The 25,766-nt window shown below is 72.6% G+C and carries 24 protein-coding genes; 6 read left to right on the forward strand and 18 right to left on the reverse strand.

Features of this window, described 5'->3' with window-relative positions:
* Positions 1-48 precede the first annotated feature (48 nt).
* The 3 genes from tilS to dacB all read right to left on the reverse strand — a co-directional run bounded on the left by tilS (position 49) and on the right by dacB (position 3,559).
* Positions 49-1,014: a tRNA lysidine(34) synthetase TilS gene (gene tilS / locus GQ466_RS22320; RefSeq protein WP_161104962.1), complete on the reverse strand. Its 966-nt coding sequence runs from the start codon at positions 1,012-1,014 to the stop codon at positions 49-51.
* Positions 1,004-2,128 carry a zinc-dependent metalloprotease gene (locus GQ466_RS22325; RefSeq protein ID WP_161105218.1) on the reverse strand — a complete coding sequence of 375 codons (1,125 nt, stop codon included), beginning with the start codon at positions 2,126-2,128 and terminating at the stop codon, positions 1,004-1,006. The genes tilS and GQ466_RS22325 overlap by 11 nt, the downstream gene beginning before the upstream one ends.
* Before the next feature lie 129 nt (positions 2,129-2,257).
* Positions 2,258-3,559 (reverse strand): D-alanyl-D-alanine carboxypeptidase/D-alanyl-D-alanine endopeptidase, encoded by a 1,302-nt coding sequence (dacB, locus tag GQ466_RS22330; RefSeq protein WP_161104963.1) that lies wholly within the window; start codon positions 3,557-3,559, stop codon positions 2,258-2,260.
* 256 nt (positions 3,560-3,815) lie between these two features.
* Here dacB and GQ466_RS22335 point away from each other — a divergent pair, with 256 nt between their 5' ends.
* Entirely contained in the window at positions 3,816-4,307 is a 492-nt protein-coding gene (locus GQ466_RS22335) for an inorganic diphosphatase (protein ID WP_161104964.1), read from the forward strand.
* 70 nt (positions 4,308-4,377) lie between these two features.
* Here GQ466_RS22335 and GQ466_RS22340 read toward each other — a convergent pair whose 3' ends face one another.
* Positions 4,378-5,598 (reverse strand): RNA polymerase sigma factor, encoded by a 1,221-nt coding sequence (locus tag GQ466_RS22340; protein ID WP_161104965.1) that lies wholly within the window; start codon positions 5,596-5,598, stop codon positions 4,378-4,380.
* A 131-nt stretch (positions 5,599-5,729) separates the two neighbouring features.
* Here GQ466_RS22340 and GQ466_RS22345 point away from each other — a divergent pair, with 131 nt between their 5' ends.
* Positions 5,730-6,326, forward strand: a complete 597-nt coding sequence (locus GQ466_RS22345) for a MerR family transcriptional regulator (protein ID WP_161104966.1) — start codon at positions 5,730-5,732, stop codon at positions 6,324-6,326.
* A complete protein-coding gene (locus GQ466_RS22350) occupies positions 6,323-8,779 on the forward strand; it encodes a VIT domain-containing protein (protein WP_161104967.1) in 2,457 nt (818 codons plus the stop codon). The genes GQ466_RS22345 and GQ466_RS22350 overlap by 4 nt, the downstream gene beginning before the upstream one ends.
* A gap of 649 nt (positions 8,780-9,428) precedes the next feature.
* Here GQ466_RS22350 and GQ466_RS32935 read toward each other — a convergent pair.
* Genes GQ466_RS32935 through GQ466_RS22370 form a run of 5 tightly spaced genes read right to left on the reverse strand, consistent with a single transcriptional unit; the run spans position 9,429 to position 15,275 of the window.
* A complete protein-coding gene (locus GQ466_RS32935) occupies positions 9,429-9,701 on the reverse strand; it encodes a hypothetical protein (protein ID WP_337193578.1) in 273 nt (90 codons plus the stop codon).
* On the reverse strand, positions 9,680-11,167 hold the full coding sequence (gene cydC / locus GQ466_RS22355; RefSeq protein WP_337193579.1) for a thiol reductant ABC exporter subunit CydC: 1,488 nt from the start codon (positions 11,165-11,167) through the stop codon (positions 9,680-9,682). The genes GQ466_RS32935 and cydC overlap by 22 nt, the downstream gene beginning before the upstream one ends.
* Positions 11,168-11,175: 8 nt before the next feature.
* On the reverse strand, positions 11,176-12,816 hold the full coding sequence (gene cydD, locus GQ466_RS22360) for a thiol reductant ABC exporter subunit CydD (protein WP_161104968.1): 1,641 nt from the start codon (positions 12,814-12,816) through the stop codon (positions 11,176-11,178).
* Positions 12,813-13,874, reverse strand: coding sequence for a cytochrome d ubiquinol oxidase subunit II (gene cydB, locus GQ466_RS22365; RefSeq protein WP_161104969.1), 1,062 nt, complete (start codon positions 13,872-13,874; stop codon positions 12,813-12,815). The genes cydD and cydB overlap by 4 nt, the downstream gene beginning before the upstream one ends.
* An 18-nt stretch (positions 13,875-13,892) precedes the next feature.
* Positions 13,893-15,275 carry a cytochrome ubiquinol oxidase subunit I gene (locus GQ466_RS22370; RefSeq protein WP_161104970.1) on the reverse strand — a complete coding sequence of 461 codons (1,383 nt, stop codon included), beginning with the start codon at positions 15,273-15,275 and terminating at the stop codon, positions 13,893-13,895.
* 257 nt (positions 15,276-15,532) lie between these two features.
* Between GQ466_RS22370 and GQ466_RS22375 the strand changes: the two genes are divergently transcribed.
* Complete coding sequence (locus GQ466_RS22375) at positions 15,533-15,763, forward strand: hypervirulence associated TUDOR domain-containing protein (RefSeq protein WP_161104971.1); 231 nt, start codon at positions 15,533-15,535, stop codon at positions 15,761-15,763.
* 68 nt (positions 15,764-15,831) lie between these two features.
* Here the strand turns inward: GQ466_RS22375 and GQ466_RS22380 are convergent, their stop codons facing one another.
* Positions 15,832-16,593 (reverse strand): YwaF family protein, encoded by a 762-nt coding sequence (locus tag GQ466_RS22380; protein ID WP_161104972.1) that lies wholly within the window; start codon positions 16,591-16,593, stop codon positions 15,832-15,834.
* A gap of 364 nt (positions 16,594-16,957) precedes the next feature.
* Here GQ466_RS22380 and GQ466_RS22385 point away from each other — a divergent pair, with 364 nt between their 5' ends.
* A complete protein-coding gene (locus tag GQ466_RS22385; protein ID WP_161104973.1) occupies positions 16,958-17,686 on the forward strand; it encodes a tyrosine-protein phosphatase in 729 nt (242 codons plus the stop codon).
* A gap of 129 nt (positions 17,687-17,815) precedes the next feature.
* Here the strand turns inward: GQ466_RS22385 and GQ466_RS22390 are convergent, their stop codons facing one another.
* Positions 17,816-18,691, reverse strand: a complete 876-nt coding sequence (locus GQ466_RS22390) for an NAD(P)H-binding protein (protein WP_161104974.1) — start codon at positions 18,689-18,691, stop codon at positions 17,816-17,818.
* A 65-nt stretch (positions 18,692-18,756) separates the two neighbouring features.
* Here GQ466_RS22390 and GQ466_RS22395 point away from each other — a divergent pair, with 65 nt between their 5' ends.
* A complete protein-coding gene (locus GQ466_RS22395) occupies positions 18,757-19,404 on the forward strand; it encodes a TetR/AcrR family transcriptional regulator (RefSeq protein ID WP_161104975.1) in 648 nt (215 codons plus the stop codon).
* Here the strand turns inward: GQ466_RS22395 and GQ466_RS22400 are convergent.
* The 7 genes from GQ466_RS22400 to GQ466_RS22430 all read right to left on the reverse strand — a co-directional run bounded on the left by GQ466_RS22400 (position 19,385) and on the right by GQ466_RS22430 (position 25,763).
* On the reverse strand, positions 19,385-20,683 hold the full coding sequence (locus GQ466_RS22400) for a nucleotidyl transferase AbiEii/AbiGii toxin family protein (RefSeq protein WP_202420942.1): 1,299 nt from the start codon (positions 20,681-20,683) through the stop codon (positions 19,385-19,387). The genes GQ466_RS22395 and GQ466_RS22400 overlap by 20 nt on opposite strands.
* Positions 20,680-21,285 (reverse strand): hypothetical protein, encoded by a 606-nt coding sequence (locus GQ466_RS22405; RefSeq protein ID WP_161104976.1) that lies wholly within the window; start codon positions 21,283-21,285, stop codon positions 20,680-20,682. The genes GQ466_RS22400 and GQ466_RS22405 overlap by 4 nt, the downstream gene beginning before the upstream one ends.
* A 16-nt stretch (positions 21,286-21,301) precedes the next feature.
* Complete coding sequence (locus GQ466_RS22410; protein WP_161104977.1) at positions 21,302-21,736, reverse strand: lamin tail domain-containing protein; 435 nt, start codon at positions 21,734-21,736, stop codon at positions 21,302-21,304.
* A 108-nt stretch (positions 21,737-21,844) separates the two neighbouring features.
* Complete coding sequence (locus GQ466_RS22415) at positions 21,845-23,119, reverse strand: LLM class flavin-dependent oxidoreductase (protein WP_161104978.1); 1,275 nt, start codon at positions 23,117-23,119, stop codon at positions 21,845-21,847.
* 13 nt (positions 23,120-23,132) lie between these two features.
* Complete coding sequence (locus tag GQ466_RS22420) at positions 23,133-23,954, reverse strand: ABC transporter permease (RefSeq protein WP_337193580.1); 822 nt, start codon at positions 23,952-23,954, stop codon at positions 23,133-23,135.
* A gap of 1 nt (position 23,955) precedes the next feature.
* Positions 23,956-24,756 (reverse strand): ABC transporter ATP-binding protein, encoded by an 801-nt coding sequence (locus tag GQ466_RS22425; RefSeq protein ID WP_161104980.1) that lies wholly within the window; start codon positions 24,754-24,756, stop codon positions 23,956-23,958.
* Between the two features lie 5 nt (positions 24,757-24,761).
* Positions 24,762-25,763 carry an ABC transporter substrate-binding protein gene (locus tag GQ466_RS22430; RefSeq protein ID WP_161104981.1) on the reverse strand — a complete coding sequence of 334 codons (1,002 nt, stop codon included), beginning with the start codon at positions 25,761-25,763 and terminating at the stop codon, positions 24,762-24,764.
* Between the last annotated feature and the right edge of the window lie 3 nt (positions 25,764-25,766).

A 25,766-nucleotide genomic window follows, 5' to 3' on the forward strand; every position in this document is an offset into this window, starting at 1 on the left:
TTCCCGGGAGACGGGCGCGCCAGGGGAACGCGCCCGGGGAGGACGGGATCATCCCGTCCGGAATTCCAGCACGCCGTGGCGCCGCAGCGCCCGGACCCCGCCGGGCAGGTCCACGCGGTCCTGCCCGTGCCAGGCCGTGACCAGGCGTTCCACGGCGTCGACATGGACCGCCGCGAGCGTACCCGGTGGGCAGCCGGCGCGGATCATCGCGTCCCGCAGGACGCGGGTGCGGACGGCGCGGGGCAGCCGGGCCAGGGCGTCGACGGACGTCCCGTGCTCGCGCAGGGCCGCGGCGGCGAGGGCGTCGAGGTGGTCGGCGTCGTCGCGGAGCTGCCGCGCGGTGCGGGCCAAGGCTTCGGCGATGCCCGGGCCCAGGGCCTGTTCCAGGGCGGGGAGCGCGTCGTGCCGGACGCGGACCCGCGTGTACGAACGGTCGTCGTTGTGAGGGTCGTCCCATGGATCGAGGTCCATGGCTGCGCACGCACGCCGGGTGGTGGATCGGTCGATGTCCAGCAGTGGCCGCAGGTACCGCACGGCGCCGCGTGCGAAAGCGGGCGGCATCCCGGCGAGGGAGCGGGCGCCCGAGCCGCGTGCGAGGCCCAGCAGGACGGTCTCGGCCTGGTCGTCGCGGGTGTGGCCGAGCAGGACGGCGGCGCCGTGCCGTCCGGCGACCGCGTCGATCCCGGCATAGCGGGCGGTGCGGGCGGCGTTCTCCGGGCCGCCCGCGGCGCCGACCGTCACGGCGACGCTCTCGGCGGGCGCGAGCCCGAGCCCGGCGAGGACCTTGACGACGCCCGCCGCGCGGTCCGCCGAGCCGTCCTGGAGCCCGTGGTCGACCGTCACGCCGCCCGCGGGGCGTCCCGCGCGCCGCGCCTCGAACGCCAGCGCCCCGGCGAGCGCGAGGGAGTCGGCGCCGCCGCTGCACGCGGCGAGCACCGGGACGTCGGCGGGCAGGCCGGCGAGCGCCGCGCGGACCGCTCTGCGGACGGCCGCGACCGCCGGGTCAGGACCCATCCGGGACGTCCGTCGGCTCCGGCGCGGGCTCGATCGCGCGCGGGCCGAGGACGCGCTCGATCCACCGGTCCGGCGCGGCGATCTCGGCGTGCGTGGGCAGCGTGTCGGGCGAGCGCCAGACGGCGTTGAACCCGTCCATGCCGACCCTGCCGACGACCGCGCGGACGAACGCGGCGCCCTCGGCGTACTGCTTCATCTTGAGGTCGAGGCCGAGCAGGCGGCGGATCGTCCGGTCCAGCCGGGAGCCGCCGTCGCGGCGGCCCTGGAAACGGGCGCGGATCTGCTGCACCGACGGGACGACCTCGGGTCCGACGGCGTCCATCACGTAGTCGCCGTGCCCTTCGGCGAGCGTCATGACGGCGGTGAGCCGGTCGAGGATCGCGCGCTGCTCGGGCGACTGGATGGCGTCGATGAGGTTGCCCTCGCCGCCCCGGATCGCGTCGGCCACGACGTCGGCGGCGTCGCGGATGCGGTCGAGCATGGCGCCGGGGTCCAGGTCGGACGCGAGCAGGAACTCGGTCATCTGGTCCTGCACGTACTCGCGCAGCCACGGGACACCGGTGAACTGTGCGCGGTGCGTCTCTTCGTGCAGGCACACCCACAGGCGGAAGTCGTGCGGGTCCACTTCGAGGTCCCGTTCGACGTGGACGATGTTCGGTGCGACGAGCGTTAGTCGTCCCGTCGGCGCCCTACCGGACGGGTCCGGCGGCAGGAACAGCTCGTACTGTCCGAGCACGCGGGACGCCATGTACGCGAGCAGCCCGCCGACCTGGAGCCCGGTGACGCGCGAGCCGACCGCCTGCACCATGACGCCGCCGGGGCCGCCGCTGAGGATCCCGGAGCCGCGCCGTTCCTGCATGCGCTCCATGAGCGGTTCGAGCACCACGCGGAACCCGTCGACGTTCGCGCGGATCCAGCCGGGCCGGTCCACGACGGTCGCGGGCGCCGGATCGGGGTCGCTCGCCATCCCGGTGAACTCGCGGACGTGGCCGTGCGCGATGGCCGACAGGTCGCGCAGTTCCGCCACCACTTCGCGGGCCTCGGCATGGCTGACCTGCGGACCCGGGCGGACGAGCCGGGTGCCGGCCTGGACCGCCGTGTTCCAGTCGATCATTGAGGCGCTCATGAACACCACCGTACGTCTCGGCCCCGGCGCCGCTGCGCCCCTGTTCGGTCGCTCAACGAACAACCGCCTGAGTTATCTCCCGTGGGCGGGGCGCCACACCCGGCGGGCGATGCCCGGTCAGCAGCCGCAGGCCGCGACGGTCGCCGCGAGGCGGTCCAGAACGCTCGGATCGACCGGGGCCGTACCGTCGCCCGCCATGAACGCGAACGCCAGCAGCCGTCCATTGGCGTCGGCGGTTATTCCGGCGAGGGTGCTGACGCCCGCGAGGGTGCCGGTCTTCGCGTGGACGTATCCGGCACCGGCCAGACTCTGCGCGGTCGTATAGCGCGGCGGACGGAGCGTGCCCGAGAACCCGGCGACGGGCATCCCGGTAATGACGGAGCGCAGTTCTGGATGCTCCGGTGAGGACGCGAGGGCTGCGATGCGGGCCAGGGCGTGCGGCGTGATGCGGTTGGCCGCCGACAGGCCGCTGCCGTCGTTGACCGCGACGCCGTCCGCGACGCCGAGGCCCGCGAGGACCTGCCGGACGGCCGCGGCGGCGCCGGCGAACGACGCGGGCGCCCCCCGGCTCAGCGCGACCTGGCGGGCGACGGCCTCGGCCACGTCGTTGTCGCTCTCGGTCAGCAGGTGCTCGATCAGCGCCGACAGCGGCGGGGACTGCACGGCCCCGAGCTTCGGCGCGGTCGCGGCGGCCCGCGCCGGGCGGCCCGCCGCCGCCTGGATCCCGGCGCGCTTGAGCAGCGTCGCGAACTGGGCGGCAGCGGCGGCGGGCGGGTCCTGGACGCGGGCGCGCTCGCCGGGCGCGACGCGGCCCTCGTCCACGGTCAGGGCACTGACGGGGGCGACTTCACCGTCCGGGAGATAGTTCGGCTTCCACCCGTACGCGGTGCGCGGACCCTGGTACGCAGTGGCGTCGTAATCAACGCGGACGCGTGTGAGGCCCTGGGCTTTCAACGCGGTCGCCGTCTGCGCGGCGAGATCGGTGAGCGACGCGTACGGCGGGTGCCCGGCGTCCGGCGCGGGGGGCTGGACCGTCAAGGTGGGGTCGCCGCCGCCCACCAGGACGACACTGTCACCGTCGCCGCGCACGGCGCGCGTCGTGATGCGGTGGGCCGGGCCCGCGGACGCGAGGGCCGCCGTCGTTGTCACGATCTTCGTTGTGGACGCCGGAGTCGCGGGGCTGTCGGCGTCCTTGGCGAACAGCGCCCGTCCCGTGGCGGCGTCGATGACAACGGCCTTGATCGGTGTCTTCGTCGTGCCGAGCACCCCGTTGAGGCGGCCGGTGAGCGTCGCGCCGTCCGGCATCCGGGCGGCGGCGGTGTCGGCGGCCCCGATCGTCCCGGACGTCTGCGCGACCAGCCGCTCCGCGACGGCGGGGGGACGCGGCGCGAGCTTGCGTCCGGGTGTGAAATCGGCCACTGCGACCCCCGCGCCCACACTGAAGAGATTCAGCAGGGACAATGTGGCCAACGCAAGGGTGCGGGTCCGCATCGACGCCTGCACCCCCCTCTCCTGCTCGGCACCCGCCAACGTGCGACATCCTTGTATCGGGAGCGGCGGCGTACGGCCGCGATGCCCGCCGTGTCACCGGGGACCCCCGTCCAGGTGACCGGTCCCGCGCGCACAGACTCCTGGAAGACTATTCACTGCGAGCCAGCAGGGAGCGGAGGACACCGTGGATTTCGACGTCACCATTGAGATTCCGAAGGGCCAGCGGAACAAGTACGAGGTGGACCACGAGACCGGTCGCATCCGCCTCGACCGGATGCTCTTCACCTCGACCCAGTACCCGGCCGACTACGGCTTCATCGAGGACACCCTCGGCGAGGACGGCGACCCGCTCGACGCCCTCGTCATCCTCCAGGAGCCGACCTTCCCCGGGTGCCTCATCCGCTGCCGCGCCGTCGGCATGTTCCGGATGACCGACGAGGCGGGCGGCGACGACAAGGTCCTGTGCGTCCCGGCGACCGACCCGCGCATGGAGCACCTGCGCGACATCCACCACGTCGCCGAGTTCGACCGGCTGGAGATCCAGCACTTCTTCGAGGTCTACAAGGACCTGGAGCCCGGCAAGTCCGTCGAGGGCGCGAGCTGGACCGGACGGGTCGAGGCCGAGCAGGAGATCGAGAAGTCCCGCAAGCGCTGGGCGGACCAGGGCGGGCACTGAGCCGTCCGACCGCTCCCGGGCCGCCGTCGGGTCCCACCGCGCTTCCGGCGCGGCGGGACCCGCGCCGTTTTCAGCCCGCCGAGCGCTGCGGCGCGGTCGACGCCGACGGGGACTCGGACGCGCTCGGCTCGCCGCTCGTCGGCGGCGTGGGCACCGGTGTGTCCTCCGGCGGCGGCTCCGGCCGGCTCCCCACCGGGCCGCCGGACGGCACGGAGCGGTGCGGCTGACGCGGCCGGGCCGGGACGGGACGGGACCGTCCGGACGGCGCGCTCAGCGTCGCCTGCGCCCCCTGGCTGAACGTCCCGGAGACCGGCAGCGCGGTCGGTGAGGCCGACGTCCGCGGGCTTCGCACCGGCTCCCCGACCCGGACGCGCGGGCTCTCCGCCGGGAACTCGGTGCGGTCGTCCGCCGCCGGGCTGCGCGCCACCCCGGACGTCGCGCCGCTCCCGCCGCCCCACACCAGCGACGCCCCGCCCGCGACCGCCGTCAGCGCCGCCGCGGCGGCCACCAGGGCGAACGCGCGCCGACCACCGCGTCCGGACGGGCGCCGGGACGGGCCGGGGAACCCGTCCGGGCCGAACTCGGTGACGCGGCCCGCGACGAACAGCCTGCGCCCCACCATCTCCGGGTCGCGGAAGCACGCGATGACCTCCGGGCGTAGCGTGCGCGGCACCTGCGGCCTCGGCAGCGCCGCGAACACCTTCGCGGCGGCGACCGTGCGCGGGGCGCGCGGCGCGCAGACCGCGCAGTCGCGGACGTGCTGGAGATACTTTCCCGGCTTGTCCGGAGTGACACTGTCACGGTCGAGACAGGGAGTGTCGGCGAGGATCTCGGCCGTCAGGACGGCCTCCAGCTCCCGGTGGGCACGCTCCAAACCGCCGTCGGCGCCGCCGGTGACCGCCGCGAGGTCGCCCGGCTCGACGTCGTGGACGTACCTCAGCGCGAGGACGTCGCGCGCCTCGGCCGACAGCGCGGCGACCGCCCGGCGCGCGGCGCGGCGCGGTCCCGGCTCGCCGTCGTCGGGCGGCTCCGGCGGGGCGGGGGTCGCGCGGGCGCACTCGGCGGCGGCCAGCGCGTACAGCCAGGGACGCAGACGTGCGGGCTCGCGCAACCGCCACACATGGGTGTCGGCGACGATCAGCGCGTCGCGGACCGCGACCGCCGCGGCCCCGTCGTCTCCCAGCCGCGACCGGCAGTACGAGTAGAGCGCTTCGCCGTACGCGTCGTACACCGCGGCGGGCGCGTCGGGCTCGTGCGTCCGCAGGGCCTCGACCAGGAGATGGTCGTCCATGAGGGGAAAGGTAAAGCCTGGTCCGCGAGATGCAGGGCGCTTTACGGGAATCGGCGTCAACCATTACGCGCGACGCGCCGGAACCAAGATCAATTTGACAGTGTCATCATGACAGTGTCATCGTGGGCGGCATGGACGAGACCTGGACGATCCGAGAGCTGGCGGAGCACGCCGCGGCGAAGCTCGCCGCGAGCGCGTCCGCGCAGGTCAACGGCCGGGTGCGCGACCTGCCGAACGAACGCCTCGTCCGCTGGTACACGACGATCGGGCTGCTCGACCCCCCGCTCGGGCGCCGGGGGCGCGTCGCGCTCTACGGGCGCCGCCACCTCCTGCAGCTGCTGGCGGTCAAGCGGCGCCAGGCCCAGGGCCGCACGATCGCCGAGATCCAGCTCGAACTCACCGGCGCGACCGACGCGACGCTGGAGCGCGTCGCCGGCGAGGCCGCCGACGCCGAACCGGAGACGGCGTCATCGGAACGGGAGCGGTTCTGGGCCGCGCGGCCCGACATCTCCTTCAACGTCCCGGCGCGGCTCGACACCTCGCCCGCGCTGGTGCGCGGCGTCCGGCTCGTCCCCGGCCTCACCCTCCTGCTGGAGGTCGAGGACCTCGACGCCGAGGATCTCGACGCCCTGCGGGCCGCGGCCGGTCCCCTCCTCCAGGAGCTGCGCCGGCGCGGCCTGCTCCCTGAACCCAGCACGTCCGACCATCCCGCCGGGAGTACCCAGTGACCGTGCGCATCGTCCCGCTGCCCGCCGCCGAGCCGTCCCCCGACGGCGGTCTCGGCGCCCTGTCCACCGAACGGGGCAACCTGCCGCTCGACCGGGTGGACGTCCACGCCTCGATCACCGGGCTCGCCGCCGGCGTGGAGGTCGTCCAGGGGTTCCGCAACCCGTTCGACGTCCCGCTGGAGGCGACGTACGTCTTCCCGCTGCCCGACCGCGCGGCCGTGACGGCGCTGCGGATGGAGGTCGCCGACCGGGTCGTCGACGGCGTCCTCGCCGAACGCGGCCAGGCCCGGCAACAGTACGACGCGGCGATCGCCGCCGGGAAGCGGGCCGCCATCGCCGAGGAGGACCGGCCCGACGTCTTCACGCTGCGGGTCGGGAACATCCCGCCGGGCGAACGGGTGACCGTCCGGCTCACGCTGGACCAGCCGCTCCCCTACGAGACGACCGGGACCGAAAGCGTCACGACGTTCCGCTTCCCGCTCGTGGTCGCGCAACGCTACGTCCCCGGAACGCCCCTGCCCGGCGACCCGGCGGGCCAGGGCACCGCCCCTGACACCGGCGCCGCGCCGGACGCGTCCCGGATCAGCCCGCCCGTCCTGCTGCCCGGCTTCCCGAACCCGGTGCGGCTCGGCATCACGGTCGACGTGGACACGACCGCGCTGCCGCTCACCGAGATCCGCTCGGCGCTGCACGTCGTCGCCGAGGAGTCCGGCCCCGGCCGGACCAGGCTGCGCCTGGACCCGGGCGAACGCCTCGACCGCGACTTCGTCCTGCGCCTCGGCCACGGAACCCGCGAGGTCACGGCGCTCACCGTCAGCCCGGACGGCGCGGACGGCGCGGACGGCGGCACGTTCACCCTGACCGTCCTGCCGTCCGGCGAGCACCGGCTCCGCCCGCGCGACGTCGTCCTGGCGATCGACCGGTCCGGCAGCATGACGGGCTGGAAGATGGTCTGCGCCCGCCGCGCCGCAGCCCGCATCGTGGACACCCTGACGTCCGACGACCGGTTCGCCGTCCTGTCCTTCGACACGGTGGTCGAACGCCCCGACCTGCCGCACGGCCTGTCCCCCGCGACCGACCGCAACCGCTTCCGCGCGGTGGAACACCTCGCGACCCTGGACGCACGCGGCGGAACCGAGATGCTCACCCCGCTGGACGAGGCGGCCGGGCTCCTCACCGACACGTCCCGCGACCGGGTGCTCGTCCTCATCACCGACGGCCAGATCGCCAACGAGGACCAGCTCCTCGCCCACCTGCTGCCGCGCCTGGCGGGCGTGCGCGTCCACACGGTCGGGATCGACCACGCCGTGAACGCCGGCTTCCTCAACCGCCTGGCGATCGGCGGACGCTGCGAACTGGTCGAATCCGAGAACCGGCTGGACGAGGCGATGGAGTCCGTCCACCACCGGATCGGCGCGCCCCTGGTCACCGACCTGCACCTGGACCCGGCGGGCCTGGAGATCGACCCGTCCACCGTGGCCCCACGCCGCCTCGGCGCGCTCTACCCGGGCGCGGCACTGGTCATCGCGGGCCGCTACACGGGCGCCTCGCCCGGCGACCTGACCCTGCGCGGAACCGCCGCCGACGGCTCCCCCTGGCACCGCAGCCTGACCCCGACGGTCGCTCCGTCCCGCGCCGCCGCGTCGATCTGGGCCCGCGCACACCTGCGCGACCTGGAGGACCGCTACGTCATCGAGGGCGGCCCCGAGCTGGAACAACAGATCGTCCGCGTCTCGCTGCGCTTCAACGTCCTGTGCCGCTTCACCGCCTTCGTCGCCACCGACGCGGTCACCGCTAACGAAACCGGAACACGCCCGCACCAGGTGATCCAGCCCGTAGAGAACCCCCACGCGGCCGACCTGCACCGCCGAGCCCACCCGATCCCCGCCCACCCCATGGCAGCACCCCGGGTAGCGCCCCCGTCCCCCATGACCGCCCCACCACCCGCCCCAAGCCACCCCGCCCCGTACGGCGCACCCCCCGTCCCCTTCGGCGCGCCCTCCGCCCCGACCGGCTCCGCACCCCACCCGCCGGCCCCCTACATCCAGCCCGCATCCGCGCCGCCCTCCGCAAAACCGAAGGCCACACCCGACCGGAACCACAACGCAGACCGCCGACGCACCCCCGTACCGGCCCCACGCCCAGGCGACTCCGACCAGGACGCCACACGCACGATGCTGAACGCGGAACTGGAGACGCTGAAGACCTTCACCGGCGATGAGTCACAACGCCGCGACCACCTCCTCTACCACCTGCTGCCCTTCCTGGAGATGACCCTTCAACGCCTGGGCGACAAGGCCCCGAAGCCGCTGACCGACCTCACAGCGGCCCTACGCGCCTACCGCACCGACCCCTCGACCGCAGCCACGGACGACCTGTGGACGAAGGCCATCACGAACCTCGACAAGACCGCCAACCCACCCAAGCGCCCCTTCTGGAAACGCTCGAAGTAACACCCGGGCGGGCGGCCCAGATCGCGGTCATGCGCTCGACACGGCGATCGGATGCGCCGCAGAAGTTCGGCGCCTCCTCGGCGTCGAACTCGTCGAGCGTCGCGAATCGGCCGTCGCGGTGCTCGCCGAGCCGGCGAAACGCCGCGAAGATCTCAGAAGATCTCATCGCGCGGAATCGTCGCCGCAGCCGGTTCGGCGTTGGCAGAGCAGCCGACGGGTCGCTGCCAGGCAGAGCAGCCGGCGGCGCGAGGCAGCCGAACCGTCCGACGGCGCGGCGGGCGCCAACGGCCCGCCGAGTGGTTCGATGCGGTCCCACGGCGCCGGTCGCCAGCGCGTCCTCGACCGTCGGCGTGCCGCGCAGCAGGTCCTGGGCGCGTGAAGCGAGCGACGGCGGGCGGCAGGCAGAGCGCCCGGCGGCCGGAGGCGGAAGCGGAAGCGGAGGCGCGGCCGCCCGAGACGGAAGCGCGGCGGCCCGAGGCGGAAGCGCGGCGGCCCGAGGCGGAGGCGCGGCGGCCCGAGGCGGAGGCGCGGCGGCCGGAGACGGAGGCGGAGGCGCGGCGGCCGGAGGCGGAAGCGGACAGATGTTCTTCGGCCGCTGCGTCCCCGTGCCGGGCGCCTGACGGGTGCTTCCGTACCGCGCGCCGTCAGGTCATGGCGCGGTCGGGCCTCGGTCACATCGCGCGATCGCGTACGGCCCGCCCGCCGCCGCCAGTTCGGCGTGCGTCCCGCGTTCGGCGACCCGGCCGCCGTCCAGGATGACGATCTCGTCGACCGCTTCGAGGCCGATCAGGTCGTGGGTGATCAGCAGGGTGGCGCGGCCCCGGGTCGCCCGCAGCAGGTCGGCGGTCAGGCCGGCGCGGGTCTCGGGGTCCAGGTGCGCGGTGGGCTCGTCCAGGACCATCAGGGCGGGGTCGGCCAGCAAGGCGCGTGCGAGCGCGAGCCGGCCCCGCTCCCGCCCGACAGGGCTGTGCCGTGCGCCCCGACCGGGGTGTCCAGGCCTTCGGGCAGTGCCGCGATCCACGGGAGCAGCCGGGCGGCGTCCGCCGCGTCCAGCAGTTCGGCGTCGGTGGCGCCGGAACGCGCGAGCCGCAGATTCTCCCGGATCGTGCTGTCGAACAGGTGCGGGTCCTGGGGGCAACCGCCGATGACGCGTCGCACGTCGTCCGGCTCGTAGGCGGCGATGTCGTGCCCGTTCACGGTGATCGCCCCCTCGTCGGCGTCCAGGAACCGCAGCAGCAGCGCGGCGACCGTGCTCTTTCCCGAACCGCTCGGCCCGACGAGGGCGACCCGGCGGCCGGGGACGAACTCCAGGTCGAGTCCGCGCACCGCCCAGGGACCGTCCGGTTCGTAGCGGGCTCCGACGCCGCGCATCCGTACCGTGACGGGCCGGGACGGCGCGGGCAGCGGCCGTGCGGGAATCCGAATCGGGTCCGGCGCGTCGAGGACCGCGGCGATCCTGCGCGCCCCGGCGGCCGTCTCGGCCAGCCTCGCGGTGGCGGCGGGCAGGGGCGCGACGACCTCGAACGCGGCCAGCGCGGTGAGCACGAGGACGGCGAGGGACACGCTGTCGAGCGTCCCGTCCCGGACCGCGCCGACGCCGAGCAGCAGCACGGCCCACACGGTCAAACCGCTGACCGCCGTGCCGAGCCCCGCGCCGAGGGCCGATGCGACGGCGGCCCGCCGTTCTCCGGCGGCCGCGACCGCGTCCGCGGCGCGGACCGCGCCGACCGCGGCGTCCCGCGCGCCGAACGCGACGAGGTCGCGGGCGCCGACGAGCGCGTCCGCGATGCGCAAAGTCAGGGTTCCGCGCGCCGCCGCCCCCCGGACCGCCGATCGGCGGACGATGACGCAGGTCAGAACGGGAACGACCGCTCCCGCTACGAGAAGCCCGGCCGCGAGCGCACCGGCGGCCGGAGCGAGCAGGAACGCGCAGGCGGTGACGGTCCCGGCACCGGCCAGGACCGCCGCCGTGTAGGGAAGCACGCCGCGCACGAACAGGTCCTGCACCGCGTCCACGTCCGTGACGAGACGGGCCAGCAGGTCCCCGGAGCGGAACGCGCGCAGCCCCGCGGGCGCGATGGCCGCGAGCCGCTCGTACAGCCGGACGCGCACGTCGCCGAGCACGCGGAACGCCACGTCGTGGCCCTTGAGGCGTTCGGCGTAGCGGAGCACGCCCCGTCCGATCCCGAGGGCGCGGACCGTCACGACCACGACGGCGAGCGCGGTGACGCTCGGGTGCTCGGCCGCCCGCGCGATCAGGTAGCCGGACGTTCCGAGCAGGGCGACTCCCGCCGCCGTCGTCGCCGCGCCCGCGAGCGCCGCGACCAGCAGTCCCGCGCGCAGCGGGCACGCGAACGCCAGCAGGCGCGGCAGCGGGGCCCGCCTCATCGCCGCGGTCATGACCACATCGCCTGGGGCGCGCGGACGGTCAGCCGCCCGTCGGCGATCTTGGCGATCCGGTCGGCGGCGCGCGTCCAGGCATGGTCGTGGGTCACGAGCACCACGGTTCGGCCCTCCATCAAGCGTTCCACGGCTGTGCGGACGACGGCGGCGCTCGCGGCGTCCAGGTGCGCGGTCGGCTCGTCGAGCAGCAGGATCGGGGCGTCCCGCGCGAACGCGCGGGCGAGCGCTATCCGCTGCCGCTGGCCGCTGGACAGCCGCGCGCCGCGCTCCCCGATCGGCGTGTCGGCGCCCTGGGGAAGGGCCGCGACGAACTCCGCGGCACCCGCGAGGCGAAGGGCGCGCGGCACGTCGGCGTCCGGGGCGCCGAGCCGGACGTTCTCGGCGACCGTCCCGGCGAACAGGTGGGGATTCTGCGGTACCCAGGCGATCGAGCGCCGCCATTCGTCCGGTGGCACGTCGGCGAAGCCGGTCCGTCCCTCGGCGGGCTCGGTGAAGCGCAGGAACACCGACAGCAGCGTGCTCTTGCCCGCACCGCTCGGGCCCACGACGACGAGCCGTTCACCGGGCCGCACCGTGAGCGTGACCGCGTCCAGCGCGGGACGGTCCCGGCCGGGTCGGCGCACCGTCACGTCCTCCAGTCGCATCCGCTCGGCGGCCGGGACGCGGGCGCGCGTCTCGGGGACGGCCGGGAGCGGGGTCGCCAGGACGTCCAGGACGCGCCCGGCGGCCGTGACGCCTTCCATGCTCGCGTGGAAGTGCTCGCCGACCCTGCGCAGCGGCAGATACGCCTCCGGGGCGAGGATCAGCACGAGCAGGGCCGTCTCGTAGGAGACGCCCCCGTCCAGAAGCCGCAGGCCGATCTGTACCGCGACGAGCGCCACGGCGAGCGTGGCCAGCAGTTCCAGGACGAGCGCCGACAAGAACGCCACCCGCAGCGTCCGCATCGTCGCGCGCCGGTGCGCGTCGGTGACGTCGCGGATCACGGCGGCCTGCGCCCGCGCCCGCCCGAAGACCTTCAGGGTCGGCAGGCCCTGGACGACGTCGAGGAAGTGACCGCCGAGCCGTTCCAGCAGCGCCCACTGCCGTTCGGTGCGGGCCCGCGTGTGCAGCCCGACGAGGATCATGAAGACCGGGATGAGCGGCAGGGTCACCGCGATGACGACCGCCGACAGGACGTCCGTGCCGCCGACCACGACGAGGACGGCGCACGGCGCGACGACGGCCAGCACGAGCTGCGGCAGGTACCGGGAGAAGTAGGCGTCGAGCGCGTCCAGCCCCCGGGTGGCGAGGACGGTCAGCTCCCCCTCGGCGGCCGTTCCCGGGCCGAGCCGCAGCGCGTGGTCGACCAGCCGCACCCGCAGCCGCGACTTCACCGACGCCGCCGCGCGCAGCGCCAGCGTCTCGCCCGCCCACGCGGACGCCGAGCGCGCCGCGACCACGACGGCCAGGGCGGCGAGCGCGGGACCGAGCGCGCCGACCGTCCGGCCGGCGAACGCGCCCGCGAGGACGTCCGCCAGCAGCACCGCCTGCGCCAGCACCAGGGCGGTCGTCACGCCGCCGAGGACGGAGGTGCCCACGAGGAAGGCGCGCGCCGCGCCCGCCTCGCGCCACAGCCGGGGGTCGACGGGTTTCACCGCGCGGCCCCGTGCTCCGCGCCCGCGACGCCGCCGGCGCCCGGAGCGGTCCCGAGGACCGTCTCGCGGGTCAGCCGGGCCCGGAACACCCAGTACGTCCACGCCTGGTAGGCGAGCACGACCGGCGTGAACACCACCGCGACCCACGTCATCACGCCGAGCGTGTAGTGGCTCGACGCCGCGTTGTGGACGGTCAAACTGAACGCGTCCGACGTGGTGGACGGCAGCACGTGCGGCCACAGGTCGCCGAACAGCGTGGTCACGGTCGCGGCGATCGCGACGGCCGTCCCCGCGAACGCCCAGCCCTCACGGCCGCGCAGCCCCGCCGCCACGCCGCCGACGAGCGCGACGGCCGCGACCACCGCGACCGCGGAGGTCCACGCCTTGCCGTGCTCGATCTGACTGACCAGCAGGAACCCCGCGGCGACGGCCACGACCGGTGCCCATGCGCGCGTGAGCAGGTCACGCGCGCGGTACCGCACCTCGCCGTCGGCCTTCAGCGCGAGGAACACCGCGCCGTGCAGCGTGAACACCGCGAACGTCGCCAGGCCGCCGAGCAGCGCGTACGGGTTCAGCATCCCGAACAGGTTCCCGGTGACGTGGTGCGCGGCGTTCATCGGCACGCCCCGGACGATGTTCGCGAACGCCACGCCCCACAGGAACGCGGGCAGCGCGGACCCCCAGAAGATCGCCAGGTCGCATGCGCGGCGCCAGCGGGGATCGTCCAGCTTGCCGCGGAACTCGAACGCCACGCCCCGGACGATCAGCGCCAGCAGGATGAGCAGCAACGGGAGGTAGAAGCCGCTGAACAGCGTCGCATACCACTCGGGGAACGCGGCGAACGTCGCGCCGCCCGCGACCAGCAGCCACACCTCGTTGCCGTCCCACACCGGCCCGATCGTGTTGATCATCACCCGGCGGTCGGTCTCGCCGTGCGGGTCGCGGCGGGGGGCGAGCAGCGGCAGCAGGACGCCGACGCCGAAGTCGAAGCCCTCCAGCACGAAGTAGCCGGTCCACAGCAACGCGATCAGCGTGAACCAGACGGTCGTGAGTTCCATCGGTCGTTCTCCCGGGGGTCAGTACGTGAAAGCGGGCAGGGGTTCGCCGTCGCGCGTCTCGGTCTCCGGCGGCGGTCCCTGCCGCGCGTACCGGACCATGAGCCCGCCCGCGATGACGGCGAGGGCGCCGTAGAGCAGGGTGAACGCGACCAGCGAGGTGATCACCGATGCCGATCCGACTGCCGACACGCCGTCGCGCGTCCGCAGCAAACCGGCCACGACCCACGGCTGCCGACCCATCTCGGTGAAGATCCAGCCCGCGGTGTCGGCCAGGTACGGCAGCGTCATCGCGGCGAGCGCGACGCGCGGGAACCAGCGGCCGCCCGGGACGCGTCCGCGCCGCGTCGCCCACAGTCCGGCGAGCGCGAGCACGGCCGCCGCGAGCCCGAGCCCGACCATCATCCGGAACGTCCAGTAGGTGACGGGAACGACCGGCTTGTAGCTGCCGGGTCCGTACGCGGCCTCGTAGCGGCGCTGGACGTCGTTGATCCCTTCGACCCTGCCGTTCGGGTTCTCGGTCGCCATGAAGGACAGGCCGTGCGGGACGCGCAGGCTCCACACCTCCTGCGAGCCGTCCAGCGAGCCGATGGTGAACAGCGAGAACGACGCGGGCGCCGACGTCTCGTAGAGCGCTTCGGCGGCGGCCATCTTCATGGGCTGCTGCTTGGTCATGATGCGCGCCTGGACGTCGCCGGACACGGTCACGCCCACGGCGGCCACCAGTCCCACGACGAGCCCGGCGCGCAGCGCGCGGCGGAACAGGACGGTGTCGCGGCCCCGGCTCAGATGCACAGCGCTGATCCCGACCACGAAGAGCGCGCCGGTGAGGAACGCGCCGAACAGCACGTGCGGGAACGTCACGAGCGCCGTCGAGTTCGTGAGGACCTTCCCGATGCTCGTCAGCTCGGCACGGTGCGTGGCGGGGTTGATCCGGTAGCCCACCGGGTGCTGCATCCAGGAGTTGGCCGCCAGGATGAAGTACGCCGACAGGTTCGTTCCGATCGCCGCCAGCCAGATCGTCGCGAGATGGAGCCGGGGCGAGAGCCGGTCCCAGCCGAAGATCCACAGCCCGAGGAACGTCGACTCCAGGAAGAACGCGAGGAGACCTTCCATCGCCAGTGGCGCGCCGAACACGTCCCCGACGAACCGCGAGTACTCCGACCAGTTCATCCCGAACTGGAATTCCTGCACGATGCCGGTGACCACGCCCACCGCGAAATTGATCAGAAAGAGCTTTCCGAAGAAACGCGTCATCCGCAGATGCACAGGGTCGCGCGTCCGGTACCAGGCCGTCTGCATTCCGGCCACCAGCACCGAAAGGCCGATCGTCAACGGGACGAACACGAAGTGGTACACCGTCGTGATCCCGAACTGCCACCGCGACAGGTCAAGAGCGTTCACATCATCTCCAAAGTCGTCGGGTCCAGCGCACCACCGGACACCGACCACCCGGCAGGGACGAAGGTCCACCGCATGCAGAGACCAACGCCCGAACCCGCCGCACGATGGCGGTCGGCGACCTGAGCCCGACCGCGTGTCGGCGCTGGACGCGGCGTTGCGGGCGAGTGGCGTCGGCTCGTCTTGCCCCTGGTGGCGCGGACGGTTGTCGGCGCAGCGGGCGGGTAGTCGGGGCTGAGCCGAGCGAGAATGGGGGCCTCATGGCGAAGGACGATCAGGAGTTCTCGACCGGGGACGCCGTCGAGTGGAACAGCCACGGTGTTCGGGTGCCGGGGCGGGTCGAGCAGAAGATCACCGAGCGCACCACTGCTGCGGGACGGGATGTCGTCGCGTCCAAGGACGATCCGCAGTACCTGGTTCGCAGTGAGAAGTCCGGCAAGTACGCGGTGCACAAGCCGTCCGCGCTGCGCAGGTCGGGCCCAGGGCGCTGACCGGCGCGTCCACCGCTCATGTGGCGACCCCGGCGCCGTGAGATACATGGCGCGGTCGGGCCCGGCGGTCAGGGGGTGGGGGTTCGGCGTGTCCAGGGCCAGGTGATCAGTGCCCAGCCGGACAGGATGATCGCGACCTCGGCCAGCACGTACCAGGGCCAGGGGCCCATCAGGTTCAGCGCCGATCCGGTGTCGGGTTTGTGGTTGAGGTATCCGTAGTTCGTTTTTGCCAGCGAGTTGAAGCAGTAGGTCGCCAGGCCCCAGGCTGCGGTGATGAGGACGGCGAATCTGTAGCTGTTCCAGTCCGGGCGGATGCCCAGGCCCCAGGTCATGTAGACCGCCGCCCAGACGACCAGTAGGTGCATGCCGAAGAAGTCGAGGAAGTTGATTGCGGGGTAGTCCGGGCCGTTCAGAGCTGGAGTTAGTAGGGCCTGTATCGACAGTGTCAGGCCCCAGTAGTACGTCAGGGCGAACCAGTGACGGCCTAGCGTCCACAGGGCGATGATCGCCACTGGCCAGGCCAGGTCGGAGAGGCCCAGTGGGAGCGTTGAGCCTATGTTCCACCGGGACGGGAGGTAGGAGTACGTTTTGGTGCCGATCGCGATGAAGGCCATCGCCAGGGCGTACGCCTGGCTGAAGCCCTTTGCGTAACCGTTGAACCTTTCGTCCGGTGCGGGCGGCGTTCGATGCGTGCGGCCGATGAGCACCAGGCCTGCGCAGCCGAGCGCGAATAACGCGAGCACCGCCCAGTGGGACGGGCCGTATGCGGCGAAACGCCCGCCAATGCTCAGGACTTTCCCATCCTGCCATCCGTAGTCGTGGATTCTCATGGCGAAGACAGAACCTGCCCTGAATGGTCGGTGCGTTCCAGCAGGCGCACCGTCGGTGATCAAAAAACGCCCTCTACCGCCAGGTTATGTGCCGGCCACCGCGCGGCGGAAGGGCGGGGATCCTTTGGTCGAGCGGCCGGTACCCGCCCTGTGTCCCCGGTCTCGGTGACGCACCCAAGCTGCCATGCGCGGGACGGCGTGCCCCATTGGCAGGCAGAACGCCTGTTTCGGACGGCCCCGTCCGCCGGCGGAGTGTCGTGCAAGGCCGACCGTATTCGGATCGGTGGTGTGCCACGGGTCACGGAAAGCAGATCGAAATTCTGCATGGCGACAAGGCGACGCGGGCAGCCGTAAACTGCAACGGGTGAAGAGACACATCGACTTCGATGGCCTGTGCAATTTTCGGGATCTCGGCGGTTATCTAGGAGTCGACGGCCGGGCGGTTCGCTGGGGGCGATTGTTCCGTTCCGATGCTCTGGGAAAGCTGAAAGGCACGGATCATGAGCGCTTCCGGTCGCTGGGCATCCGGACCGTGATCGACCTCCGGTATCCGTGGGAAGTGAAGCGCAGTGGACGCATCCCTCACGACCTCGGCGTGACGTACTACAACCTCAGCGTCGAACGCCATCCATACGACCAGGCCGGCCAGGAGCCGGACGTGGACCCTGCGCGCTTCCTCGCCGCCAAGTACGCCGAAGTCGCCCATGACGGTGTCGCCGAACTCCGTCGTGCGCTTGAGATCATCGCGGACGACACCGCGCCGCTGGTCTTCCACTGCCACTCCGGCAAAGACCGCACGGGGCTTCTGGCGATGCTCGTCCTCAGCCTGCTCGGCGTCCGCGAAGACGACATCGTCGCCGACTTCGCCCTCACCGAACTGGCGACCGAACGCCTCGTCGCCGAATGGCACGCCAAGCATCCCGAACTGACCCTCCGCTGGCCCGCCTACGGCCGCGCCCCCGCTGCGATCATGCGGCTTTTCCTGGACGACCTGCGCGCGAGGTACGGGTCCGTCCACGGCTATGCCGTTGAGCAGTTGGAGGTTGGGGACGATCTGGTGGCAGCGCTTCGGCGTCAGTTGCTGCAGCCGTAGGCGAGCGTCCGCCGAGCGGTCGACCACGCCCAGCCGCCCCGCCGAGATACAGCGGACGCACGGCGCGGACACGCCGCGCCGCGCGGGGCGGAGGCGGGGCGTTGGTGCTGGTTGGTGCTTGGGCGTTGGTCAGGCGGGCTTGAGGGTTTGTTCGCACCACTCGCGGAAGGTCGTGGGGGTGTCGATTGCGGACTGGGGTGTTCGGGCGACTCCGTTGTCCAGGCCGTTCATCTTGGCCGTCATCATGTCGTGCATGGCCTGGGCCATGCCGTCGGACATGTCGGTGAGCTGCGACAGAAGTGCGGCGGGAGTGATCTGCTGGTAGCGCACTTCGGCGCTCAGCACGTCCGAGGCGATGGCGGCCATCTCGTCGTACGAAAGGTCTTCGGGGCCGAGGAGGGGGATTTCCTCTTGGCCCGTCCAGGACGGGTCCAGCAGGAGGCGGGACGCGACGGCGGCGATGTCGCGGGCGGCCACGAGCCGCTGTTCGAAGTCCGGCGGGAGGATGTCGAAGAAGACTCCCCGGTCTTTGATGGATGCGGCCTGGCGCAGCATGTTGTCCATGAAGGAGCCGCAGGCGAGGACGCGCAGCGCCACGCCCGTTCCGGCGAGCAGGTCGTCCATGGCGAGGGAGCCGGTCACGTGGCCGGCGCGGTCCGCGACGGGGGTGCCGCGGCCCAGGGCGCTGATCGTCACGACCCGGCGGACGCCGTGGTCGCGCAGCGCCGCCGCGGTCGGGCGCGTGAAGCCGACGAACGCCTCGTCGGGGTTCAGGGCGCGGCGGTCGGCGGCGACCAGCCAGAACACGGTGTCGGCTCCGTCCAGGGCGCGGCGCGCGACCGACGGGTCGCCGTGCGAGCCTTGGACGACCTCGACCCGGTCCCGGACGGAGGCGGGCAGCCTGGTCGGGTCGCGGACGACGACCCGGACGGGCTCGTCGCCGGTCAGGACATGGGCGAGGACGCGGTGGCCGATGTTCCCGGTCGGTCCGGTGATGACGATCATGGGATGCCTCCCCCTGGCAGGTAAGTAAACTCAACTGTACCGTTTACTTAGAAGGACGCAAGCGGATGAAGCACCAGGCCGGACCCCAGCGGCGCGGCGAGAGCCTGCGCCGCCACATCCTGCTCACGGCCAAGGAGGTGTTCCTGGAGGCGGGCTACGAGCGGGCCTCGATGGACACCGTGGCGAGCCGCGCCGGCACCTCCAAGCGGTCGCTCTACGCCCACTTCGAGAGCAAGGAGAAGCTGTTCCTCGCCGTCCTGGACCTCGTCCGCGAGCTGTACCTGGACCGCCTGCGCACCCCCGACGCCTATGCCGACGATCCCGCCGAGGCGGTCGCGCTGTTCTGCGCGCGGTTCCTGCAGCTCATGGTCTGGGAGCCGCAGGTCCGGACGTGCCGGCTGAGCATCGCCGCCGCCGAGCGCCTGCCGGGCAGCGCGAACGCCTACTTCGACGCGATCTTCGGCGGCACCTACGAGCGGCTGAGCGCCTATCTCGCCGAGCGGTACGCGGTGGACGGCGCCGCGCTCGCCGAGGACCTCGTCGCCCGCACCGTCCTGCCGCGCCTCGTGCGCACGCTGCTCAGCGTCGAGGAGCCGGCGAAGAACGCGCCCGAGGAGGCGTCGCTCGCCGCGGACGTCGACCTGGACGCGATCCGCCAAATCGTCACCGGCACGCTCGACGGGCCGGGCGGGGTCAGGGCACCAGGTCGTTGAGGATCTTGGTGCGCACCTCGGGGTAGCGCGCCAGGTAGGCGGACCAGTCGGAGCTTGCCGCGCCGTACCCGGTCAGGACGACGTCCAGGGTCGCGGGCACGTCGGCGGGCGCCCGGTGCAGGAGTTCGTTCAGGACGATCGCGGCCTCGTTCGCGTCGAGGCGGTCGGTCAGGGCCATGCGGCGCAGCACGGCGTCCGCGCCTTCCGACGCGAGGACGGGCGCGTATTGAGCGATGCGCGGGCCGAGGAGTTCGGCACGGCGGGCGTAATGGTCGGCCGGCAGGCCGTGGTCGGCGGTGAACGTCGGGGTCAGCGCGCGGACGAGGCGCCGGTGGGCGTCCGTTTCGGTGCCCGGGAGTTCGGGATGCTCCTTCTGGAATTCCGGCCAGTCGACCCGCAGGCGTTTCACATCGTCCAGCGTCGGCAGGCGGCGGACGTGCGACGGATCGGCCGCCACCAGAACCTCCGCCAGAAGGCGGAAGTCGAGGGATGTGTCCGCGGAGAGCAGGAGGGCGTCGTACAAGTCCTTCCCCTGCGGATACATGTCGTCCAGCAGCCACATCACTTTCCAGGCCAGCGACAATTCCGGTGTCGCCGCCTGGACACGCGACGCGACGCCGTCACCAGAGAGAGGCGGCAGAGGCGTCCAGCCAGACGCCACGGGCAAAGGCTCGTTGAAGACGAAATCGAGTTGGACGGTCCCTTCCGGAAGGCCGTCCGCCCGCCACGGCAGGACCAGCCGACGGCCCGGCACGCGGTCGTAGGTCCAGATGTCGTCGCGAACCGCGCCGTCGGCGCTCACCAGCACGTCCCCGGAGCGGCGGGAGATGTCCGAGGCGCGGCGGGCCAGGTCGTCGAGCATCGGTTCGGCGCGGTCGTCGGCGATCCCGAAGGACGCCGGCACGACGACGAAGTCCAGGTCGTGCGGCTCCCGCGCCGCGTCGCCGTACCACGCGCGCAGCAGCAGGCTCCCGCGCAGGACGAGGTGGTCCGCCCACGGGGATTCGGCCACGGCCGCCACGAGGTGGTCGAGCGCCCGGCGGCGCGCCACCGACCAGCGGTGTTCCGTAGCCGGAGATAGGAAGCGCGGCGGTCCGGCGCGCATCGCGCGGCTGTGGTGTTTCAGCGCCGGGTCGAACAGCAGCGGCTGCCGTCCCTCGCGGACGAGACGCAGCGTGGCGGGGAGGCCGAGGCGGCGGCGCTGTTCGGCGTCCGGATCGGTGCGCGGAGGTTCGGTTCCCTCGGGCCACGGACCCCACGGAATCTCGTCCCAGTTCATCGTGTCCCCTCGGTGATCCAACCGTCGTCCAGCGACGGGTCGCCGTCGAAAACGACGTACTCGCGTTCGACCGCCGCCAGGTCGTAGCCGTGTGCCAGCAGCGCAGTGGTGAGCGCGTCCAGGCGGCGGCCCGCCGTCACAGCGCCGACGTGGTGGCAGCGCTGGGTGACGAAGCGTTCCGCGCGTCCGTCCGGCCGGGTCCGGCGGGCGTTGCGGGACACATGGGCGCCGTGCGGGACGACCAGCGACACGAGCGCCGCCTGGTCCGCGTCCGGGGCGAGGACGAGCTTCACATGGTGCTCGAAATAGCCCGGAACGCAGCCGTCCGCCACCGGGACGCCGCTGGTGGACGGCGACGCCTCGATCTTCGTCCGCAGCACCCGGAGCCCGTCCGCGCGCAGCGCCGCGACCGTCCGGGCGGCCGACGCGCGGGCCTCGGCCAGCGTTCCGTCGGTGCGGACGGTCAGCATGGGCTGCGAGACCGAGCGTCCGCGCGCCAGCAGAATGTGGGTGAACTTCACGCCGCGCGCGGACGCCCATCGCTCCAGCCCGGCGCCGTCGTCCGGGGCCACGGTCACGTGCGCCTCGAATGCGCCGATCATCCGGGAAAAGGAGGGGTCAGCAGTACGTGGACGACCCGCCCGAGCCCCACGAGCACGTGTCGAGCGTCGTGCCGTTGTAGCGCAGGTACGCCTTGTCCCCGGTGTTGTTCCAGACGTAGGAACGGCGTCCCCAGTAGCGCTGGGTGGCGGTGTTCGTCCCGCGTCCCGTGTGGACGTAGACCGACTTGCGGCCCTTCAGAGTGAACGTCCCGAACGTGTAGGTGTAGCCGGTCTTGTCGCGGAGTGCGTAGCCCCGGAGCTGCCGGGACGTCCGGCTCGTGTTGAACAGCTGCACCCACTCGCCGTTCAGCGACGTGTTCGACCGGGTGTCCTTGCCCGGCGAGTCGTAGTAGACCCGGTAGATCTGCACGGCCGACGCCGCCTCCGCCGGTACCGCCCACACACCGACCGTCGCCACCGCCGCGACGGCCGCCCCGAGAAGCTTCTTCACTCATGGTCCTTTCGTTGTGACAAGGCCATATATGTAGCGTCATGCCGGGACGGCCGTGGCCGCTGGCCGGGAGCGGACCGCACGTCAACCGCCCGCGAGCCCCGCGCGTCAATCGAGCCCGTAGTGCCCGCGCAGCGTCGTGGATTCGTACTCGTGCCGGAACAACCCGCGCTTCTGGAGCAGGGGCACGACGTGGTCCACGAAGTCCTCCAGCCCGGTGGGCAGGACGGGCGGCATGATGTTGAACCCGTCCGCCGCGCCGCCCCGGTGCCACTCTTCGAGTTCGTCGGCGACCTGCTCGGGCGTCCCGGCGAACACGCGGTGGCCGCGCCCGCCGCCGAGCCGCGCGATGATCTCGCGGATCGTCAGCTTCTCGCTCCGCGCCAGGCGGGCGACGAGCGTGAACCGGCTCTTGTTGCCGTTGATCTGGTCCTCCGACGGCAGGACGTCCGGCAGCGGCCCGTCCAGCGGATATCCGGACAGATCGACGTTCAGCATCCCGGAGAGCTGTTCGAGCCCGTAGTCGAGCACCTGCAGCTCGGTCAGGGAGTCCGCCAGCCGCTGCGCCTCCTCCTCCGTCGACCCCAGGACCGGGCAGATCCCCGGCAGGATCTTGGGATCGCGGCCGTGCCGGGCGGCGCGCGCCTTGACGTCCCGGTAGAACGCCTGCCCGTCGGCGAGCGTCTGCTGCGCGGTGAAGATCGCCTCGGCGTGGCGCGCGGCGAACGCCCGGCCGTCCTCCGACGACCCGGCCTGGACGAGCAGCGGACGTCCCTGCGGCGAGCGCGGCACGTTCAGCGGCCCGCGCACGCGGAAGTGCTCGCCCGTGTGGCCGACGTCGTGGATCTTCGCCGGGTCCGCGTACACGCCCGCGGCCCGGTCGAACACGATCGCGTCCGGCTCCCAGCTCTCCCACAGCGCGGTCGCGACGTCCACGAACTCCGCCGCCCGCCGGTACCGGACGGCGTGGTCGAGATGGGTGTCGCGGTTGAAGTTGCGGGCCTCGGCCTCCGTCCCGGACGTGACGATGTTCCATCCAGCCCGTCCACCCGAAATGTGGTCGAGCGACGCGAACGCCCGCGCCAGCGTGTACGGCTCGTAGAACGTCGTGGACGCCGTGGCGATCAGCCCGACCCGCTCGGTCACGACGGCGAGCGCGGCCAGCAGCGTCAGCGGTTCCAGCCCCCCGGCGACGTTCGCGGCGGGCGCCGGACGGATCGCGACGCCGTCGGCGAAGAACACCGAGTCCAGGAAGCCGCGCTCCGCCGTCCGGGTCAGCTCCTGGTAATACGCGATGTCCGTGGCCCGGTCGGCGCCGCTGGACGGGTGGCGCCACGCCGCGTCATGGTGCCCGGCGGGCATGAGAAAGGCGTTCAGATGCATGGAGAGGCCCCGATCAATGGTCCGCGCGCCACCGGGTGAACCGGCGTTCGAGCGCGACCAGGAGGTGGTTGAAGACGAGCCCGATCACCGAGATCGCGACGATGCCCGCGTACATCTGGGTGATGGCGAAGTTCTGCTGGGACGCGTTGACGAGGTAGCCGAGCCCGGACTTCGCGCCGACCATCTCGGCGGCGATCAGCACGATGATCGAGTTCGAGCCCGCCATCCGCACCCCGGTGAAGATCGACGGGACGGACGCGGGCAGCACCACCTTCTGGAAGATCCGCGGCGCCGACAGCCCGAGCGACCGCGCCGCCCGGACGAACGTCGGGTCCACGCCGCGCACCGCGCTGACCGTGTTGAGCAGGACGGGCCACACGCACGCGTACACGACGATCGACACCTTGGACGTCTCGCCGATGCCGAGGATCAGCACGAACACCGGCAGCAGCGCGAGCGCGGCGGTGTTGCGGAACAGTTCCAGCAGCGGGTTGAGCAGTTCGGCGAGCGTCCGGTACCAGCCGATGAGCAGGCCGAGCGGGACGGCCACGGCGATCGCGATCGCGAACCCGCTCAGCGCCCGGGCGAGGCTGGTCTGGGTGTTGCTCCAGAGCTGCCCGTCCCGGGCGAGGTCCCACAGCGTGGGCAGGACCTCGGAGAACGGGACGAGGAACGTCCGGTCCACGAGCCCGGCGCGCGGCGCGATCTCCCACAGTGCGAGAAAGGCGAGGATCGCGACGCTGCGCCGCCCGAACGACAGGCCGAGCCGCAGGACGCGGCGGGGGGCGCGGGCCGGCGGCGCGGCGGGACGCGCGGCCGGGGGCGCTTCGAGCACGCTAGCCAACGGAGACGGCCTCCTTCCGGGACGCGGCGACCTCGTCGCGCAGCAGCGACCACACCTCGTGCCGGTGCCGGGCGAACTCGGGGCTGGAGCGCGGGTCGGCGGCCTCGTCGTGGACGGGCAGGTCGATGTCGACGACGCGTTTGATCCGGCCGGGCCGCGCGGTCATGACGGCGACGCGCCGGCCGAGATAGACGGCCTCGTCGATGTCGTGCGTGATGAACACGACGGTCTTGCCGGTGCGCTCCCAGATCCGCAGCAGCTCCTGTTGCAGGGACTCGCGGGTCTGGGCGTCGAGCGCGCCGAACGGCTCGTCCATGAGCAGGACGCCGGGGTCGTAGGCGAGGCTGCGCGCGATCGCGACGCGCTGGCGCATCCCGCCCGACAGCTCGTGCGGGTAGCGGTCCTCGAACCCCGTCAGGCCGACGAGCTGCAGGTACTCGCGGGCCGTCGCGGCGCGCGCCCGGCGCGGCACGCCGCTGGCCTCCAGGCCGAGTTCGACGTTGCGCTGGGCGGTGCGCCACGGCAGCAGCGCGTACTGCTGGAAAACGATGCCGCGGTCGAGGGCGGGGCCGGTGATCTCGGCGCCGTCCAGCAGGACGCGTCCGGACGTGGGCCGCGTCAGCCCGCCGAGCAGGTCCAGCAGCGTGCTCTTCCCGCAGCCGGACGGCCCGACGACCACGAGGAAGTCGCCCTCGGGCAGCGCGAAGGAGATGTCCTGAAGGGCGTCGAACGTCCCGCCGCCCCGGATCGCGAACGTTTTCCCGAGCCCTTGGACCTCGATTTTCGGTGCCATTCCCGTCACCCCCCGTTGAACCGGTTGGTGTAGACGTCGGCGGCCTTGACCTTGCCCTTCGGGATCTGCCCCACCTGTTCGAGCCAGGTGATCCAGGTGGTGATCTCCCGGTCCTGGATCGCGCCGTGCGGATCGCCGACGCCGTAGGACTTCCAGTACTTCAGCGCGGCCGTGTCCTCGTTGCGCCCGCGCTTGCGGATGATCTGCTCGAACCGCTGGATCACCTGGTCGCGCGGGGTCGTCCGGGCCCAGTCGACGGCCTTGCCGACCCCGGTCGTGAACGCCCGGACGGTCGCGGGATTCCGCTTGATGAAGTCCTTGCGGAAGACGTAGCTGCCCGCCGTGAAATCGCCGAGGAACTGGTGGTCGTCGAACAGTTCCCGCAGGCCGCCCGCCGCCTTCGCCTTCTCCTGGAAGATGCCGCTGAGCACGCCGACGTCGATGCGGTGCGCCCGTAGCGCCTGCTCGGTGCTGACCGGCGGGACGACGACCGGCTCGACCTTCTTGATGTCGGCGGGCGAGAATCCGTTGCGCTGGAGATAGATGTCGAGAACGGCCTCGGCGTGGGCGCCGAGCGTGTTCATGCCGATCTTCTTGCCGACGAGGTCGCGGACCGTCCGGATCTTGCTGTCCGCCGGGACGAAGAACCCGTTGTTGATCTGCCGGTCCACGCCGTAGTACCCGACGACGGCGGTGATCGGCGCGCCCGCCTGGACGAGCTTGATCACCGCGCCGTTGAACGCGCCGCCGAAGTCGGTCTGGCCGGTCGCGGCGGACTGGATGTCCTGCGGACCGCTGATCGTGTTGCCGACCCACTTCAGCTTCACCGGGCCGAGATAGCCCAGGTCGGCGGCCAGTTCGGCGGGCGTGACCTGCCCGACCGAGCCCTGGTAGCGCAGGGTCGTGGTCGTTTCGCTCCCGGACGCGCTCGTCCCGCACGCGGCGGCCGTCGTGGCGGCGGCGGTGAGGGCGAGGGCGGCGAGGACGTCGCGTCTGACGATCGTCACCGG

This window comes from Actinomadura rayongensis, assembly GCF_009831215.1.
In the GTDB taxonomy this organism is placed as follows: domain Bacteria; phylum Actinomycetota; class Actinomycetes; order Streptosporangiales; family Streptosporangiaceae; genus Spirillospora; species Spirillospora rayongensis.